Raw genomic sequence first — 17,005 nt, 5'->3', positions numbered from 1 at the left:
ATGCGTCTCCCCTGACATGAATGACTACTGTGTACGACTTATTGACACTGTCGCGCAAGCCCCCGGGGCGATTAAGGTGGCTCTAACGTTACCGGAGCGCTTGAATGATCACTGCCTACCTTACCCACCCCGACTGCGCATTGCACCACATGGGGCCAGAGCACCCCGAAAGCCCTCTGCGCTTGGAGGCCATTCGCGCGCGGCTGTCATTGTCTGGGCTGTTGCAACAAACCATGCAGGGGGATGCCAAAGAGGCGTGTGATGAAGCGCTGGCAAGAGTCCATCCGCTGCGCCATCTCCACGCATTGGAAAAGTGCTTACCCAGCGAAGGGATCGTAACGCTAGACAGCGACACCATGATGAACCCCGACAGCCTAAAGGCTGCCCGCGTGGCTGCCGGTGCCGTCGTTCGCGGTGTGGACCAGGTATTCAAACGCCAGGCAGACAACGTTTTCTGTGCAGTGCGCCCCCCTGGCCATCATGCCGAAGCATCCGATGCCATGGGCTTCTGCTTTTACAACAACATTGCCGTGGGGGCCGCCCACGCCAGAGCCACATATGGCGCTAAGCGCATCGCCATTCTCGATTTCGACGTTCATCAGTGCAATGGCACCATCGACATTTTCAAAAACGACCCAGACGTGCTGATTTGCACCAGCTTTCAATACCCGTTTTACCCCTGGCGGTACTTACGCAGCGAGTGGCAAAACGTAGTGAATACACCGCTGGAGGCGGGTACCGGCAGTGAAGAGTATCGACGCGTCATTGAGCGCCACTGGCTGCCAGCGCTACACGCCTTCAAGCCTGATCTCGTGATGCTGTCAGCAGGCTTTGACGCCCACAAAGACGACCCAATGGGTGATATTTGCCTGGAAGACGAAGACTTCTACTGGGTGACGCATCTTGCCATGGAAATTGCGGCACTCTACGCCGATAACCGCGTCGTGTCGGTGTTAGAAGGCGGTTACAACCCAACGTCACTGGCTAGCAGTGCCGAGGCCCATCTGAAAGCCCTCTTGGGGCTGCCCTTCACCAATGCGCCTTAGCGGCCCTGGCAGGGAGGGAGCTGTGGTACTATTCAGCCACCATGTTGCCCTCCATTTTACGTGACCGTTATGACCGCTACTTCTGAAGAGCACGCAGCGCTGCGCATCGCGTCAGGGCGTAAACCCTTTGTCGAACCGTTACGCTTGGGCGAGCGGCTCAAACAAATTCGCTTGGCCAACCAATGGACGCTGGAAGATGTCAGCCAGCGTACTGGCATTGCTCGCTCAACGCTTTCCAAAATCGAGAATGACCAGGTGTCGCCGACGTTTAGCGTGGTGCAAAAACTGATCAGCGGGCTCAACATCGACCTCCCCCAGCTCTTTACACCCCCCAAACGCGAACGCTACACCATGGGTCGCCGCGATCTCACGCGTAAAGGAAAAGGCCAGCTACACCCGACCCCTACCTACGAACACGAGCTGCTGGGCCATCAGCTCGCTCAAAAACGCATGATCCCGTTCAAAACCATCGTCCGGGCACGCAGTTTTGAAGAGTATCATCAGTGGGTGCGTCACGATGGCGAAGAGTTTTTAATGGTGCTGTACGGCGATATCATGCTCTATACAGAGTTCTATGCGCCGCTGGTACTGGCCGAAGGCGACAGCATCTACTTCGATAGTGACATGGGCCACGCCCTAGTCTCTACCAGCCAAGACGATGCTGTCGTACTTTCGGTGTGTACTCGAGGGGATTTGGTTTAACGCGACGGAGGCCGACTATAAACAGTTCGTCGGTTTCGGTAACCCGGCAATCCTCGCCAAACGCTTCGGCGGGCTGCCGGGAAAAAGGCGCATCAAGTAGACCGAGCGCCCTTTTTCCTCGCCTAATGCCTGTTTGGTGGCTTTGACGAGCGGCCGCATCGCGGGTGCCATTTCATAACGCGCATAAAAATCACGCACCACGCGAATGAGTTCCCAATGCTCCTCTGTCAGTGTTAGCTCCTCATCCTTGGCTAACAAATCGGCTACGTGCTCGTTCCAGTCCTCCTGCTTTACTAGATAGCCTTCGGGATCGAGTTTAATTTTTTCATCATAATCAAGATAACGGTATAAACTTTCATCACTCATTGATCAGTACCACGACAGGATCTTAGTATGCTGCTCGGTCAGTTCGACAAAGCCTTTCATATCCACCAGCGTTGCGTGATGACGGAAGACCACCTCGCTTAGGCCGCGCGCCACAGCATCCTCTTTTAGCACACATACGTTCACATCAGCCTTAGCATTCCAGCCTGGCCAATCGACGTACAATAACGCCTGAACGCCATCTTCAATCAGCAGAATGCTATCGCCCTCCGTTACCGTAGAGAGCATTTGCGCAGCTGCTTCGCTGTGTGGGGGCTTGTTCAGAATATGTAACATGTCGCTGCCCGTTTAAAAATTCATGACATAAGAGTGGCGTTGGATCAGTTCGGGCAATCGTTCGTCGGCCATCATCGTTACCCCGTCCACTAGTTGGTCTAACTGCAAATGCAACGCCTCCAGCGCACTTTGCGGCACTAGCAACTGGTCGATGTCATACATGTCCAGCATATCGATAGTCGGTAGCGTTGCTTTCTGCCCTGGCGCTCCAACGGCTTGCTCTTTGACCAGCGCCAGCACGCCCTGACCAAGAAACAGTAGATTGACCGCTTGGCCAAACGCGGCAGCCACCAGGGCAACGTCTAGCCCTTCTCGCAGTGCATTGGAGCTATACGGCGCATGACGAATGATCACCAGCCGCTCGTGTTCATGACTCATCTGCATTGCTCCCTAAGCAAACGTGATCAAACGGTCGCACCGCTGCTGAAGTGTCAGCAGTTGCCCCAAGCCGGTCAATTCGAAGGGCGCTTGCAGGTTGAAGTGCGTTTGACCATGGCGCTTGGCCTCGGTCTCGCTCATCACGCCACGGCGCAGCGCCGCGGCAATACACACATCCAGCGCCACACCATGCTCTTGGTGCAGAGCGACCCAGGCCTCTCGCATGTTGAGCTCGTCTTGAGGAGGCGTCATTAACTGAGAGGCATTATGGATGCCCTCTCGATAAAAGAAGACCCCCGCCACTTGGTGGCCGCTGCTAATGACCGCTTTGGCAAAACGAAGCGCAGAGTGTGGGGCCGCACTTGCATAAGGTGCGCCCATCACCAATAAGCCGTACTCCATAGCGTCGTCTCGTGCTGAATCCGCGAAAAAAAACAGACCCTACCAAGTAGGGTCTGTCATGGATGTCACGTCAAGTGACCACCTGCTTTATGTCGATCAGTCGTTGCTCATGATGCCCAGGATAGACAGCAGGCTGACGAACAGGTTGTAGATGGAAACGTACAGCGTCACCGTTGCAAGAATATAGTTGGTCTCGCCAGCACGGTGCACGATTTCGCTCGTTTGATAGAGAATCGCAGCAGACGCAAACAGCACGAAGCCTGCCGACACCATCAGCGACAGCGCGGGAATATTGAAGAAGATGCCCGCCACCATAGCCAGAATCAGTACGATGGCACCGGCCATCAAGAAGTTGCTCAAGAAGCTGAAATCTTTCTTGGTGGTCAACGCGACTGCGGACAGACCGATGAACGTCAGACCCGTCATGGCCAGCGCGTTCATGATCAGCGCCCCGCCGTTAGGCAGCGTCAGGTAAGCCGAGATGATCGGGCCTAAGGTGAACCCCATGAAGCCCGTGAAGGCAAACGTGGCCAATAGGCCCGCAGCAGAGTTAGCGGTTTTGTGGACTAGGAACATCAAGCCGTAGGCCCCAATGAAGAACACGAAGATGTTCATCTGTTGGATACCCATGGCCACGGACGCACCAGCCGTGACGGCAGAAAATAGCAGCGTCATGGCCAGTAGTGCGTAAGTATTACGTAACACTTTGTTGGCACTGACACCGCTCACCGTACTGTGAGCTTGCGTTCTAGCCGTATTCGAATCGTTAAAAGCCATGTATCTATGCTCCCTAGTGGTCATACTATCAACGGACAAGCATGCCGTTACCTAGTTCCAGACGCAAGTGTTAGTCTTCCACGTTCCCCAGATGCGTTTGTGCTCCTCCTACAGACAAGTTGACTATGCTTTAACTTCCACAACGACTTGGACAGAGCCATGCATCATAAGATCCCTACCTTACTCTCTCGTGTGAGTATTTTTACCTTCTCTACACTAGCCCTTTCAACGGCGGCTTACGGTTTCACACCCAGCGGTGACGATATTTCCTACGAAGTGAACGGCGAGCGCTTCGAGGGTTACTTCGTCTCCGGGGGCGACAATGCCAAAGGCAGCGTCATCATCGTCCACGATTGGGACGGCGTGGATGACTACGAGCGCCAGCGCGCCGATATGCTGGCAGAGCAAGGGTACGATGCGTTTGCTGTCGACCTGTTTGGTGCAGGCAATCGCCCACAAGCCGTCGAAGACAAGCAAGCCGCTACGCAAGCGCTTTACCAGGACCGCGACCGCATGCGTACGCTCACGCTGGCTGGGCTGGAGCAAGCCCGAGCATCGGGAGCCGCTACCGAGACGGTCATCATGGGCTACTGTTTTGGCGGGACGGTCGCGTTAGAGATCGCTCGTTCTGGGGAAGCCAGCGACGTTGCCGCCTATACGAGCTTCCATGGCGGGCTGGACACACCCGAAGGCCAGTCCTACTCCAGCGATACACCTCCCATCTTCATTGCTCACGGCGGTGCCGATGAGGCCGTCAGCCTAGACGCTGTGGCGACGTTGGCAGAAGAGCTGGAAGCGGCGGGAGTGACTTATGAAGTCGGCATCTATTCGGGTGCGCCGCACGCGTTCAGTGTCTTTGGCAGCGACCGTTACCACCAGCGTGCCGATGAGCAATCCTGGGCCACTTTCAATCAGTGGCTCGAAGAGATGTTGTAACCACACGGCAGACGGAGCCTGTATCGAAAAGGGTAGCCGACGCTACCCTTTTTCGTTGCCCACAGGCACATCCTTTATGACACGTAGCGCTTACAGTGGCGGGGCTTCGGTGTCGTCCTCATCCTCATCTTTGTGCGGGGTGGCGACCGTCGAGGTGACTTGGCGAGCATCCTGAGCATTGTAGAGCCGGGCATCGATGATGTTCAGCACGGTCAACTGAGCAAACAGCACCGCAAAACAGATGATTAAACCTTTTAACATGATCACGTTCCTTTGACAGGCGAAACGCTCGCCTGAATGTCTCGAATAGTAGCGCAGGGCTACCAGAAAGCAACGCAGCGCTCAAAATAAACGGCCTGTCCTGCTAGACGAACTCCTCAGTGTCGATATCCGCCTGCTGGGCCTCATTGTAGCGGGCACCGGCCACCTCATGGGGACGCATCATATCGTTCAGCAGGGCTACGTCCGGCGCGCTCAGTACGACCTGCTCGGCCTGGAGATTTTCACGCATATGCGCGGCGGAGCGTGTCCCGGGAATCGGAATCACATGGCTGCCCTGCGCCTTTACCCAAGCCAGCGCCAGTTGGGCTGGCGTGATCTCCAAACGCTGCGCTACCGACCGGAACTGCGCCAGCAGCGTCAGGTTATGGCGAAGGTTTTCACTCTGGAAGCGCGGCATTCCCGCTCGCATGTCCCCCTCTGCAAACGCAGTAGCGGCATGAATCGCACCGGACAAAAAGCCGCGCCCGAGCGGGCTAAACGCGACCAGTGCCGTTCCTAACGCTTGGCATGCTTGACTAAGGGCAATTTCGGGATTGCGCGTCCATAGCGAGTATTCCGACTGCACAGCCGCAATCGGGTACTCGGCATGCGCCTGACGCAGGGTATCGGCCGAAATTTCTGATAGGCCCACGGCACGCACCTTGCCCTCCTCTACCAGCCGCCCAAGTGCTCCCACGCTCTCCTGGATAGGAACTTGACGGTCCATGCGGTGCAGGTAGTAAAGATCCAGATGATCGGTCTTCAGGCGCGTAAGACTCTCTTCGCACTGGCGCTTGAGGGTCTCAGGGCGCCCGTCGATCACGCGTTTGCCGCTCTCTGGGTCCATGGCCATGCCGCACTTACTGGCCAGTAAAAGTGCCTGGCGCTTGGAAGCGAGCGCCTTGCCCAGCAAGCGTTCATTCGCCGTCCCTCCGTACAGCGTGGCCGTATCGAAATGCCGATAGCCCATCTCGAAGGCATCGTTTAGCGCGCGTATACCCGCATCTTCGGGCACGATGTGTCCGTAGCCATGGGATAAATTCATACAGCCGAGCCCGATACGCGGCGAGTCGACTTCCTTCAAACGTTCATAGAACCCAGACATACAACACCTCTCAACCATGGTTACGACGCTATCGCCTGCGCGGAGTGCGCCAACGCCGTCGGGGTCACCTGCTCGCCCAACCAAGCGGGCAAACGATACTCGAGATAATAGCGGGGCCGCCAGGGAGCGCCTTCGATAAACCCGACATGCCCGCCGCTTTCCCAAAGCTCCAGCGTCACGCAGTCCGGTAACGCATCGGCTGTTGGCACGCTGTGGGGGTAAATAAAAGGGTCGTCCTTGGCATGGACGATGAGCGTTGGAACCTGAATGGCGGGCACGAAGAAAGCACTACTGCTGCGCTGGTAATACTCATCGGCATTGGCAAAGCCGTGCAAAGGGGCCGTGACACGCCCATCGAAATCCCAGAACGACTTCATGCCGTCCAGTGTTTCCAGCGACGTCAGCCGCGCAAGCTCGTCAGCACGGCCATGTGCTTGAAAGGCGCGCTGTTTGGATTCGACATAGTGGCGCAAGTCACGCAGAAAACGCGCCTGATACACCCTCGAGAACCCCTGACTAATACGGTCGGCACAGTGATCCAGACGAAACGGCACCGACACCGCGACCGCTGCCTGCAGCGGGCTGTGTTGCCCCGTCTCCCCGAGATATTTCATCAGTACGTTACCGCCCAAGGAGTAACCCACGGCCACCAGGGGCTTGTGCGGGTAGCGCGAGGCCAGCTGCTTGAGAATATCTGCAAGGTCTTCACTGGCGCCGGAATGATAGCCCCGCGCCCGATGATTGGGTTCGCCGGAACACCCCCGCCAGTTGACCGCCACGCTCTGCCACCCCTGCGCCGCCAGCGCCCGCTGTTGGCCAAGGATGTAGAGTGAATTAGAACTGCCGGTCAGGCCATGCAGTAAAACGGCGCAACGCGTCGTGTCCCCCTTGGGGCCGTACCAATCCACATCGATGAAGTCGCCATCGTCTAGCGTCAGCCGCTCACGTTGACGCTCAAGGGAGGGCTTCGCACGAAACAGTGGGCTAAAGAGCGTTTGCAAGTGCCCACCGGGCAACCAACGCGTCGGTCGAAAAGGGACGTCTGAAAAGCGCATGCCAAGAGTACCCGCCAAGAAAATCGCAGGCTAGCTTAGCAAACTTTTATCAAAACGCAGTGCCTGAGGCGCTTGCACCTCTCACTCCTCTTTCACATCGACCTTGCGCAAATCGTCGATGGCTACGCCCTCAGGTAACTCGTCGGGCGATGCCGGCAACCAGACCGGTGAGAGATCACTATCTTCTCGACCATCCTTGTGAGTATGCCCAGGAATGCGATACACCACCTGCTCGTGTCGATGATCCCACGCGTAAATCCTTTCCATGTGCTTTCCTCGTTGGCCCGCTTGGTGGAGGTTGTTAACACATCTGTTATCGCCCCCGTCAGGCGTGGGGATGCCTCTCTGCTGGTTGGTTTTGCTATAGTGAGGCCTAGCCACGCTCAGGAGACGCCGATGCTTGCCCTGCACCAGCTTAGCAAAGCCTTTCACACGCCACAGGGCAAACTTCAGGTACTCGATGGCGTGAGCGTCACTCTCACTCCTGGTAGTAGCCTGGCATTGATGGGCGAATCCGGTAGCGGCAAATCGACCTTGCTGCATTTGGCCGCCGGATTGGATACCCCGGATACCGGTCAAGTCATCATCAACGACCAACCTCTCTCCCAGCTCAACGAAGCCGAGCGCGCCCGGGTGCGGCGACAGCAGTTAGGATTAGTCTTTCAGCAGTTTCATTTGGTGCCTAGCCTGAATGTGGCCGATAACCTACGCCTGCAAGCACGGCTGGCGGGCAGGGAAGACCCCGCGTGGAGCCACCATCTGATCGATCGATTAGGGCTAACCGGTAGGGAAACACACTTCCCCGAACAGCTCTCCGGCGGCCAGCAGCAGCGGCTGGCGATCGGACGGGCCCTCGCCGTTCGCCCAGCGTTACTGCTGGCGGATGAACCGACCGGAAATTTAGACGAGCAAACCGCCGATGGCGTCCTGACGTTGCTGCTCTCTCTGGTCAAAGAAACCCGCTGTGCGCTGCTCATGGTGACGCACAGCGCCCGCGTTGCCGCTCCGCTGGACCGTACCTTACGCCTGCACCGGGGGCAGTTACAGGATCCCCATTCATGATCGGACGCGCCCTCCTCACGCTACTCAGCCACTACACGCGCCACCCTGCGCAACTGGCGATGCTGCTGGTGGGGCTGTGGGTCGCCAGCGCCCTATGGAGCAGCGTTCAAGCGATTAACGCCACGGCAAAGGAGAGTTATGCCCGCGCTAACGCTCTCTTCAGCGCCGATACCGACCAGCTCGACCGCTTGGATGGTCAGCCGCTACGCATGGATGACTACCTGGCTCTGCGCCGGGCTGGGCTACCCGTCTCCCCACTGTTGGAAGCCACGATACCCCATGAAGGAGTATCGCTGACGCTGCTGGGTATCGACCCCCTCACGCTGCCCACGGGTGAAGGCAGCGGCTCGCTCATCGACTTCATCACACCCCCTTGGCGAACACAGCTCGCCCCGGATACGTTGCCCTCCCTCGGGCTGAATCGTGGTGATGGCCCTGGTACGAGGCTCACCCTTGGCGATTACACCCTGCCGCCGATTCAACTGCGCAGTGACTTACCGCCCGATACGCTTGTGATGGATATTGGCGCCCTCTCTGCGCTCATGGGGGAACAGACGACGCTACGCTTGGTGACCGAACCCGATGCCATCGAGCGGCCGCCCAACGGCTATCGGATGACCCGGGCCGCCAGTGTGGCATCCCCGAGCAGTTGACCGACAGTTTCCACCTCAATCTCACCGCACTGGCGTTTCTCTCGCTGGTCGTAGGCTTGTTCATCGTGCAGGCCGCCCTGGGCTTGGCCATGGAGCAGCGATTGTCGACCATGCGCACGCTTCGTGCCCTGGGCGTACCGGCCGCCAGCCTCACCCTGGCCATGTTGATAGAGCTATTGATATTGGGTGGCTTAGGGGCTGCCGCCGGCGTGGTCAGTGGGCTGTGGCTGGCGAGCAAATTCCTACCAGACGTTGCCAGCACGCTCAATTCGCTCTATCGCGCCGAGGTACAACACGCGCTGAGCTTACCGTGGCACTACTGGCTGGGGAGCGTTGCCATAACGTTAGGAGGGTTATTGCTGGCCGCGAGTGGCACGCTATGGCGCGCCGCAACTCTCGACGTCCTCGCGTTAGGGCATGCCCATGCCTTGCGCAGTGCCTATCAGCGCCAGCTACGTCGCATGCGAATCGCGGGCGGGGTAGCGACGCTATCGACGCTTGGGTTGGCACTGTGGCTAAGCAGGCTCCCCACCGGCAGTGGTTTGATGCTGAGTTTCACGCTCGTCGCTGCGCTGCTGCTCACCTGTGCGCTCTGTTTACCCCCGTTGCTCGATGCCATCTTACGCGGTTTGCAGGCCGTCTTTCGCCGCGTGGCGCTGCTACAGTGGGCGGTGGCGGATATGCAGCTACAGCTTCCTCGCCTATCACTGGCGATGATGGCGCTGCTCATTGCCCTCGCAACGAATCTTGGCGTGAGCAGTATGGTCGGTGGCTTTCGGCTGACCTTCCTGGAGTGGCTGGACCAGCGGCTGAGTGCGCCACTCTACATCAACGCGGCCCCGGCTACTCTGGGGCCTCTCAACGACTGGCTACGCGACCAAGAGAGCGTGCTGGCGCTGTTACCCACCGCGAGAGGCAGTACCGAGGTAGTGAATGTTCGCAGAGCATCGGGCAGCCAGGACGTACCACCGGGCAGCATCCCGCTTTTCGGCATTCAGCCTGTACCGCGCCTGACCGAGCACTGGCCTCTCTCAGAGACCCAAAGCGGCAACACCACCGCGTGGCAGGCGCTCACACGCGACGGCGTGTTCATCAACGAGCAGATGGCGTTCGCACACGATCTCACCCCCGGCGACACCCTGACGCTCGTTCGTCCACAGGGCAGCCAAGAAGCCACTATCGCCGCAATTTATCCCGACTACGGAAATCCCCGACCGCAGATCGTCATGACCGTCGACACGCTGACCCAACGCTATGGAGGCGAGTTGGCCACCGTGGGCGTCGCTTTGCGAGAAGGCGCCGACGTCGCCCTGTTTCGTCGTATGCTCATGGAGAGGTTCAACCTCTCCAGTGACGCGCTGGTCGATCAGCAAGAGGTCAAACAGGTAGCGACGACCATCTTCGAGCGCACGTTTAGCATCACGCGCGCCCTAAACGGTCTCACTCTGGGCGTGGCTGCCTTGGCTCTGCTGACCACGCTATTAGCCCAAGCCCAGCAGCGCCAACGCCACCTCGCCACGCTCTGGGCGCTGGGGGTGCCACGCAAAACGTTGGTCGCTGTTCCGCTGATCCAGCTCGGCGGACTCGCCTTGTTAACCGGGCTGTTTGCCCTGCCGCTAGGCATCGCGATTACCTGGCTGCTGGTCGCCGTCATCAACGTGGCAGCGTTTGGTTGGCGGTTACCGCTTCAGCTGTTTCCCAGCGAGATCGCCACCCTAATGATCACCGCCGTCGGTGTCGCCCTGTTGGCAGCCGCTCTGCCTTGCTGGCGGCTGTGGCGCAGCAGGCCAAGCGCTTTGCTGAGTGAGGGAAACACATGAAGCGATACGCGAAACGCGCCATGCTCGTCGGGTGGCTAGTCGGCATCTTAACGGGATGCAGCGACGAGCCACGCACTACGCCATCGCAAGAGGGCTTCGCCGGGCTCGGGGCACAGGCGGAGGGCTACGCCCAGGCCAGCGCCGACGTGCCGCTAACCTTTCCAACCGATCACGGCCCCCATCCCGATTACCGCATCGAGTGGTGGTACCTCACTGCCAACCTGGAAGACAGTGCTGGCCAGCCGCTGGGGCTTCAATGGACGCTGTTTCGTCAAGCGCTCATGCCACCGGATGAACGCCCAGCACCTGCTCCCTGGGCCAGCGACCAAGTATGGATGGCGCACTTAGGGCTCTCAGAAGGGGAAACTCACCTTGCGGCCGAGCGGTTTGCCCGTAGCCACAGCCAGCAGCCACCGGGGCAAGCGGGGGTCACGGCCTTCCCCTTTCATGCGTGGATCGACGATTGGGACCTTCAAAGCCCCGGTAGCGACAATTTCGAACGGTTCACCCTTCGCGCCTACAGTGGTGACGGCGAGGAGCGCTTTGGCTACGAGCTTTCTCTGACCGCAGACGGGCCACTGGTGTGGCACGGCGACAATGGTTTCAACGCAAAAACCGTTCAAGGCCAGGGATCGCGCTACTACTCACAGCCCTATTTACGTATCGAAGGAAGCGTCACGCTCCACGGCGAGCAAAAAGCCGTGACGGGAAGGGGCTGGCTAGACCGAGAGTGGAGCAGCCAACTGCTGACCGCCGAGCAGACCGGCTGGGACTGGTTTTCACTGCATTTGAACGACGGACGCAAGCTGATGGCGTATCGGCTGCGTGGCGGCGGTGAGGACGGCGGGGTCTACCTGTTCACCCACCTCATGGACGCACGGGGCACGACCCAGCAACGAGGGACCGACGGCGTTGTCCTGACACCCCTTGAGATTCAGCGCGTGGCACGGCGGGATATTCCAACCACGTGGCAGCTAATGCTGCCTGACGCGGGCTTGGACCTCACCATCGAGGCCCGCCACCCTAATCGTTGGATGCCCACCACCGTGCCCTACTGGGAAGGCGACGTGACGGTGCGAGACACCGTCACACAAGAGGCTCTGGGGGTGGGCTATCTCGAAATGACCGGCTACGAGGTAAACGACTAATCGTACTCCTCTAGGATGGGCTGCCACCCTACGGGTGAATAGCGCTCCAAACCACTTTCCCCCAGCCGCGTCAGCCACAGCCAACGATGGTGAATCAAATCCGCTACCACTGGCTGACGCTCGATGATCGCCTCGATGCGCTCTCTGGGTGCGTCGATCACCACGGTCAAACGCAGCGGCTCGTGATGAAGCTTGTCGCCATCGCGCAGCGACTGCTCCGGTAACCCAATGCGGAGTTGAGGAGAGTTACCTTCAATGACGCCCACATGGCCTCCCACGACCGAGTGCAGCAGCTTGTTGCCCGCGCCGTAAAGTCCTGGCACCACGGTGGATGCGTAATATTGCAGATTGATCCAGCTGGCGACCAGCATCGGCGCCATCATCAACCCTTCTAGCACGTTGCCTTCCGGATCTTGGTCGGGGTGGTACTCATGCAGGAAGACCCGGCCATCCAGCACTTTGCCTTGCGTGCGCGACCTAGGGGCTAACACCAGCGCGGCGTTATTGACCAATCCCCATTCTGGCCGCGGCTGAGACCAGTCTGCACCGCGCATGGCCAAGGCCTTCAAACGATCGATCGCATTCTCACTTTTGACGCCCAAATCAGGTGCGCGCTCTAACCGAGTCGCCTCCCCAGCGCGCTGCGCGCCGTTTTCGAAAGCGGTCAACGCGCTTTCCAGCGCCTTGGGCATTTGATCATCCCGGTAAACATGCACCCGATCGGTCAGCGTGCAATGCGTTGCCGCCAGCGCAAAGAACGGGGTGGGCAGCGCGACGCCCGCCTGCTGCAACGATTGCTGAACGTCTCGGTCGTTCAATAACGCAGCCGCGACCCGGGCGTTCATACCACCGCCCTGCCCGCCGCAGGCACCGCAGGTGAGCCCGGCATGGTGCGGATTATTGTCACTTTGTGAATCGTGACCCACCAGCACCAATAGCGACGCGCTCGGGTTGCCCAACAGCGTGAGCAGGTTCTTGGCCAACGCCACCTTTTCATGGCGGGCAATCGGCTCACCGTCGTAGGTGTGGAACAATCCGGCAGGCGCCTCGCATTGCGGCACCGATGCCGACTTACGCAGGCTGTCTTTGATCAACTTCCAGCCCCAGGCAATGCCGGTGGTCTCGACCAGTGTAAAGGTGGAGAGCGGCGCGTACTTGGCGTGGCGTACGCTTTGCCGTTGGCTCTCTTTTTGATAGCGCTGCACGCCCCGGGTTGTCGGATCTGGTGAGCCCACGCGATAGGTCGGTTTCAACAAACCGGGCACGCGGGGCTGAGCACGCTCTGGCCCCGTGGCCGCATCGGCTACCGGCATGGCGAAAAATCCCGCCACGCCCAGCGTGGCGACCGTAGGAGCAGCGTGTTCTAAATGTCGACGGAAGCGCTCGGAGCGAACGTCGATACAAAACGCTGCTTGAACGTCGGGTGTGGTGGCGTGCGTCGCACTTGGAGCTGCCAACGAAGCCGCCAATGCTCGCTGATAGCCCAGCTCGTACGCGTGCTGCCAGCACCACAGCGCTTCATGCTGGGTAGGCGTGGACGCCTCATCGGCTTGCCATTGGGCAAGCCATTCACTCTGCTGAATACTGGCGAGTTGATTGACACCAAGCCACTCCCAGGCCAGCGCCATCGCTGCCAGTTGGTGAATACCGGCCGCCTCCTGCTGATGGGCGCTGTGCCAACCCATGCCCTGACACCAAGATGCCCAGCCATTCACCCTCAGCAAGAGCGTATGGGTCAACACTTCGAAGGCTTCCGGCGTAAGCGCCCAGTCCACCGCCACCTGCTCGATTGCAGCCTTCGGCTCATCGGGCAGCGAGTGTATCGCTTGGCGCAAGGCCTTAGGCCAGCGTAGATCGTGCTGCGCCATACTTTTCCAGTAGTGATACAGCGACTCTCCAGCAGGCGCCGACCAGCGCTGCTGATGCTGATCGAAGTAGCTGGCACAGCTCTCCGCGAGCGGATCGAACCCGGTATGGCCCTCCAGACGATCCCAGGCGCTATGCAGCGAAGCGGTCATTTTTGGGGGCGCTGTCAAATAACCGATCACGCTCTGCTCACTGTAGGCGTATCCGCCCTGACGTAGCGCCTGCTGCACATCTTGCCGCGTGATTCGGCCCGTTTCCCAGGCATGACGATAGAACTCGGCAGGCATGGTCATCGGCTGCCCGGCGCGACGGGTCAGTGCGTGGCTTACCCGCTCGATAGGCTGATGCTTCACTCCCCACCACGGGTTGACCGCAATCCACTGATCCAGCGGCCATACCGGGGCGATGGCATCGGTCGCTCGTGTTACCGCATCATGGTAAGGGGCCGTTTGCTGGGCGGAAGACATCGCGGTTTCTGACACCGGTGACTGATTCATGACCACTCTCCTTTCAAACCAGGCGCCAAGGAGGCTGGGCGCGACCAGGGGCGAATGGGTGCCACCGCATCCACCGCGCGTTGGAACGGCAGCGCCAGATACAGGCCTTGGCTAAAGTGAACGCGCCAGCGCGCCACACAGCTTGCCTGAGGGAAGAGCGTTACGGCACCGGCAGAGAGCACGAGGCTTGCCAACATCAAGGTACCCAACAAGGCCGCTGTGAGGGTCAGAGGCGCGTACGCACTCGGCAACGCAGGCGCCAACACGCTGTGCAGCAAGGCATACAGCGGTATCAGTGCCAGCGCCATGGCAAACAGCGCCACACGCTTGGGTTTAGCCGTGCCCACCGGCATTCCCAGCAGCGTACTGCCAACCGCCAAGCTCAATAGCGCGCCTAACAGTGGATTGTGGCTCACCAGTACCGGGAAGATGGCCAGCAGCACCGCGGCCAACGCTGCTGCGGGTAGCGCAAGGGAGAGGCGCTGACGCAGCGGGGCCAGTGGCAAGCGTTCGCAGCGTGCCGCGCGAACGGTACGGCCAGACGCCAGGAACGAGTGCGCTTTGTAGAGCGAGTGCGCCAACAAATGTGCCAGTGCCAGCGTATAAGCGCCTACGCCGATTTCAAACAGCATGAAGCCCATTTGCGCACAGGTAGACCACGCCAGAGCGTGTTTGACGGACGTTTGCGTGAGCATCGTCATCACCGCCACGAGTGCCGTAAAGCCACCGACGGCAATCAGCAGGTAGTGCCCCAACGTCAAGCCATCGAAGACTGGAAACAGGCGCAGCCACACGAAACCACCCAGGTTGATCACGCCAGCATGCAGCAGCGCAGACACCGGCGTGGGCGCTTCCATCACTTTAATCAGCCAGCCATGCATCGGCACCTGGGCACACTTGCACAGCGCCGCCACTGCCAGCGCCACCGAGGCTGCTTCCAATTGCCAGCCACCGCTTGCCACCGCCGCTGCTGCGAACAGTTCGGGGAGTTCGAACGTGCCAAAACGGGCATACAGCAGCGCCACTGCTGCGATTAAGGCGGCATCGCCAATGCGGCTTACGACGAATTTCTGCCACGCCGCCCGCTGGGCTTCGACACGCTCGGGGTAGAGCGTCAAAAGATGATGGAGCGCCACGCTCACGCCCACCCATGCGATCAGCATGACGACCAAGTGGTGGGTGAACACCAGCAGCATGACACTGGCGAGTACGACCAAGCACCAGGGTAAAAAGCGACGTTCACCACGGTCACCTTGCAAGTACCCTTCGGCAAAGCGCAGCAAGACGGTGCCTAATAAACTGATGAGCAGTGCCATCCACACGGCCAAACCATCGGGGTATAGCCCCAGCGGCTGAGCCGCTTCAGGCAGGCCGGTGGGCAAACCCAGCGCATCCAGCACCAGCAGGCCGCCTACGGCCAGGCTGGCCGTTAGCGCACTGGCGGTGAGTACGCGGCCGACTTTCCACGCGCGCTGAAGCGATGCGGGCGAGCTGGCGCGAGCGCTGGCACCCGCCATTACCAGCAGCGATACCGGAATCAATAACCAGAGCGCCAGCAGTGACAACACTGCGATCTCGATGACATGTGGCATAACCGTTCTCCCTTGGTCGTATGCCAAGGACTATGCCGTTCTCGCCACCATATAAAAAATAGTTTATATCTGATAAAACGTTCACTAAAACAGAACGAAGAGCCCAATCGCTACCGAGACGACGCTGCCATGAAGCTTAACTACCACCATCTTTACTACTTTTGGCAGGTGGCAAAATCGGGCCACCTGACCCGCACGGCCGAGGCGCTGCACGTGTCGCAGTCGTCGCTTTCGCAACAAATTCGTCAGTTGGAGGAGCGCCTGGGCCAGGCGCTGTTCATCCGTGAGGGGCGTCAGCTGCATCTTTCTGAAGCGGGCAGGCTCGCGTTCGACTACGCAGAAGCCATTTTCACCCAAGGCGAGGAGCTTAGCGCACTGTTTGCCGAAGGTGGCCACGCCCACCGCGAGGTGGTGCGTGTAGGTGCCGTCGCCACGCTGTCGCGAAACTTTCAGGAGGGGTTCGTGCGGCCGCTGCTAGGCCGAGACGATCTGGATTTGATATTACAAAGCGGCGGGCTGGACGACCTGCTAAGGCGTTTGTCAGCCCATAAGCTTGATGTCGTGCTCTCGAACCAGCCCGTTCGCGGAGACAGTGAGCATCCTTGGCGCTCACAGCGTTTGGCGCGCCAGCCGGTGAGTTTGATCGCAACACCGCACCTCACGCCACCGCCGGTATTTCCCAGCGCGTTGAACGGGCACGCCTTCATTCTGCCCGGAGTGGAAAACGCCACGCGTCACGCTTTCGATCAGCTATGCGGCCACTACCGCCTCACGCCCAAGATCGCTGCCGAAGTGGACGACATGGCCATGATGCGTCTGCTGGCGCGGGATACCCAGCACATCGCCGTCATGCCGCCGGTCGTCGTGCGCGACGAGCTGCATAACGGTACGCTGAAAGATTACGGCGCACTGCCCGGCGTGTGGGAGGAGTTCTACGCCATTACTATTCAGCGTCGGTTCGAGTCGCCTAGCCTGAAAGCACTGCTTACCCGCACGGGCGAGTCGTTGTTGGATTAGCAGCGATTATCGCTTTTAAACGAAGCCC

The 17,005-nt window shown here is 59.4% G+C and carries 19 protein-coding genes; 8 read left to right on the top strand and 11 right to left on the bottom strand.

Annotation, left to right across the window (positions count from 1 at the left end):
* Positions 1–104: 104 nt before the first annotated feature.
* Both CTT34_RS09280 and CTT34_RS09275 read left to right on the top strand, forming a co-directional pair.
* On the top strand, positions 105–1,046 hold the full coding sequence (locus CTT34_RS09280; RefSeq protein WP_159342175.1) for a histone deacetylase family protein: 942 nt from the start codon (positions 105–107) through the stop codon (positions 1,044–1,046).
* Positions 1,047–1,115: 69 nt separating this feature from the next.
* Entirely contained in the window at positions 1,116–1,748 is a 633-nt protein-coding gene (locus CTT34_RS09275) for a helix-turn-helix domain-containing protein (RefSeq protein WP_159342174.1), read from the top strand.
* Positions 1,749–1,763: 15 nt separating this feature from the next.
* Here CTT34_RS09275 and CTT34_RS09270 read toward each other — a convergent pair whose 3' ends face one another.
* The 5 genes from CTT34_RS09270 to CTT34_RS09250 all read right to left on the bottom strand — a co-directional run bounded on the left by CTT34_RS09270 (position 1,764) and on the right by CTT34_RS09250 (position 3,965).
* On the bottom strand, positions 1,764–2,114 hold the full coding sequence (locus CTT34_RS09270) for a TusE/DsrC/DsvC family sulfur relay protein (protein ID WP_159342173.1): 351 nt from the start codon (positions 2,112–2,114) through the stop codon (positions 1,764–1,766).
* Between the two features lie 3 nt (positions 2,115–2,117).
* Positions 2,118–2,408, bottom strand: coding sequence for a sulfurtransferase complex subunit TusB (gene tusB, locus CTT34_RS09265; RefSeq protein WP_159342172.1), 291 nt, complete (start codon positions 2,406–2,408; stop codon positions 2,118–2,120).
* A 12-nt stretch (positions 2,409–2,420) separates the two neighbouring features.
* Positions 2,421–2,786 (bottom strand): DsrE family protein, encoded by a 366-nt coding sequence (locus tag CTT34_RS09260; RefSeq protein ID WP_159342171.1) that lies wholly within the window; start codon positions 2,784–2,786, stop codon positions 2,421–2,423.
* A 12-nt stretch (positions 2,787–2,798) separates the two neighbouring features.
* Entirely contained in the window at positions 2,799–3,188 is a 390-nt protein-coding gene (gene tusD / locus CTT34_RS09255; protein WP_159342170.1) for a sulfurtransferase complex subunit TusD, read from the bottom strand.
* A 96-nt stretch (positions 3,189–3,284) separates the two neighbouring features.
* Entirely contained in the window at positions 3,285–3,965 is a 681-nt protein-coding gene (locus CTT34_RS09250; protein ID WP_159342168.1) for a Bax inhibitor-1/YccA family protein, read from the bottom strand.
* A 159-nt stretch (positions 3,966–4,124) separates the two neighbouring features.
* Between CTT34_RS09250 and CTT34_RS09245 the strand changes: the two genes are divergently transcribed.
* Positions 4,125–4,901 (top strand): dienelactone hydrolase family protein, encoded by a 777-nt coding sequence (locus tag CTT34_RS09245; protein WP_159342166.1) that lies wholly within the window; start codon positions 4,125–4,127, stop codon positions 4,899–4,901.
* 90 nt (positions 4,902–4,991) lie between these two features.
* Here the strand turns inward: CTT34_RS09245 and CTT34_RS18260 are convergent, their stop codons facing one another.
* From CTT34_RS18260 to CTT34_RS09230, 4 genes are all read right to left on the bottom strand, one after another.
* Positions 4,992–5,162 carry a hypothetical protein gene (locus CTT34_RS18260; RefSeq protein ID WP_167520877.1) on the bottom strand — a complete coding sequence of 57 codons (171 nt, stop codon included), beginning with the start codon at positions 5,160–5,162 and terminating at the stop codon, positions 4,992–4,994.
* A gap of 103 nt (positions 5,163–5,265) precedes the next feature.
* Positions 5,266–6,267: an aldo/keto reductase gene (locus CTT34_RS09240; protein WP_159342164.1), complete on the bottom strand. Its 1,002-nt coding sequence runs from the start codon at positions 6,265–6,267 to the stop codon at positions 5,266–5,268.
* A gap of 20 nt (positions 6,268–6,287) precedes the next feature.
* Complete coding sequence (locus CTT34_RS09235; RefSeq protein ID WP_159342163.1) at positions 6,288–7,322, bottom strand: hydrolase; 1,035 nt, start codon at positions 7,320–7,322, stop codon at positions 6,288–6,290.
* Between the two features lie 81 nt (positions 7,323–7,403).
* The gene (locus CTT34_RS09230) at positions 7,404–7,589 is read right to left on the bottom strand and encodes a hypothetical protein (protein WP_159342161.1); all 186 of its coding nucleotides are present in this window, start codon (positions 7,587–7,589) and stop codon (positions 7,404–7,406) included.
* A 129-nt stretch (positions 7,590–7,718) separates the two neighbouring features.
* Between CTT34_RS09230 and CTT34_RS09225 the strand changes: the two genes are divergently transcribed.
* Genes CTT34_RS09225 through CTT34_RS09215 form a run of 4 tightly spaced genes read left to right on the top strand, consistent with a single transcriptional unit; the run spans position 7,719 to position 12,005 of the window.
* Positions 7,719–8,384, top strand: coding sequence for an ABC transporter ATP-binding protein (locus tag CTT34_RS09225; RefSeq protein WP_159342159.1), 666 nt, complete (start codon positions 7,719–7,721; stop codon positions 8,382–8,384).
* Positions 8,381–9,037 (top strand): hypothetical protein, encoded by a 657-nt coding sequence (locus tag CTT34_RS18450; RefSeq protein WP_254436473.1) that lies wholly within the window; start codon positions 8,381–8,383, stop codon positions 9,035–9,037. Before CTT34_RS09225 ends, CTT34_RS18450 begins: the two co-directional genes overlap by 4 nt.
* Entirely contained in the window at positions 9,034–10,857 is a 1,824-nt protein-coding gene (locus CTT34_RS09220; RefSeq protein ID WP_254436472.1) for an ABC transporter permease, read from the top strand. The genes CTT34_RS18450 and CTT34_RS09220 overlap by 4 nt, the downstream gene beginning before the upstream one ends.
* Positions 10,854–12,005: a lipocalin-like domain-containing protein gene (locus CTT34_RS09215; RefSeq protein ID WP_254436471.1), complete on the top strand. Its 1,152-nt coding sequence runs from the start codon at positions 10,854–10,856 to the stop codon at positions 12,003–12,005. Before CTT34_RS09220 ends, CTT34_RS09215 begins: the two co-directional genes overlap by 4 nt.
* Here CTT34_RS09215 and CTT34_RS09210 read toward each other — a convergent pair.
* The gene (locus tag CTT34_RS09210; RefSeq protein WP_159342157.1) at positions 12,002–14,368 is read right to left on the bottom strand and encodes a putative inorganic carbon transporter subunit DabA; all 2,367 of its coding nucleotides are present in this window, start codon (positions 14,366–14,368) and stop codon (positions 12,002–12,004) included. The two genes, CTT34_RS09215 and CTT34_RS09210, sit on opposite strands and share 4 nt — an antisense overlap.
* A complete protein-coding gene (locus CTT34_RS09205; RefSeq protein WP_159342155.1) occupies positions 14,365–15,960 on the bottom strand; it encodes an NADH-quinone oxidoreductase subunit L in 1,596 nt (531 codons plus the stop codon). The genes CTT34_RS09210 and CTT34_RS09205 overlap by 4 nt, the downstream gene beginning before the upstream one ends.
* Before the next feature lie 129 nt (positions 15,961–16,089).
* Here CTT34_RS09205 and CTT34_RS09200 point away from each other — a divergent pair, with 129 nt between their 5' ends.
* Positions 16,090–16,977, top strand: coding sequence for a LysR family transcriptional regulator (locus CTT34_RS09200; protein WP_159342153.1), 888 nt, complete (start codon positions 16,090–16,092; stop codon positions 16,975–16,977).
* Positions 16,978–17,005: the final 28 nt, after the last annotated feature.

Source organism: Halomonas meridiana (assembly GCF_009846525.1).
In the GTDB taxonomy this organism is placed as follows: Bacteria; Pseudomonadota; Gammaproteobacteria; order Pseudomonadales; family Halomonadaceae; genus Vreelandella.
This window is presented reverse-complemented; position numbering and strand designations above follow the sequence as displayed.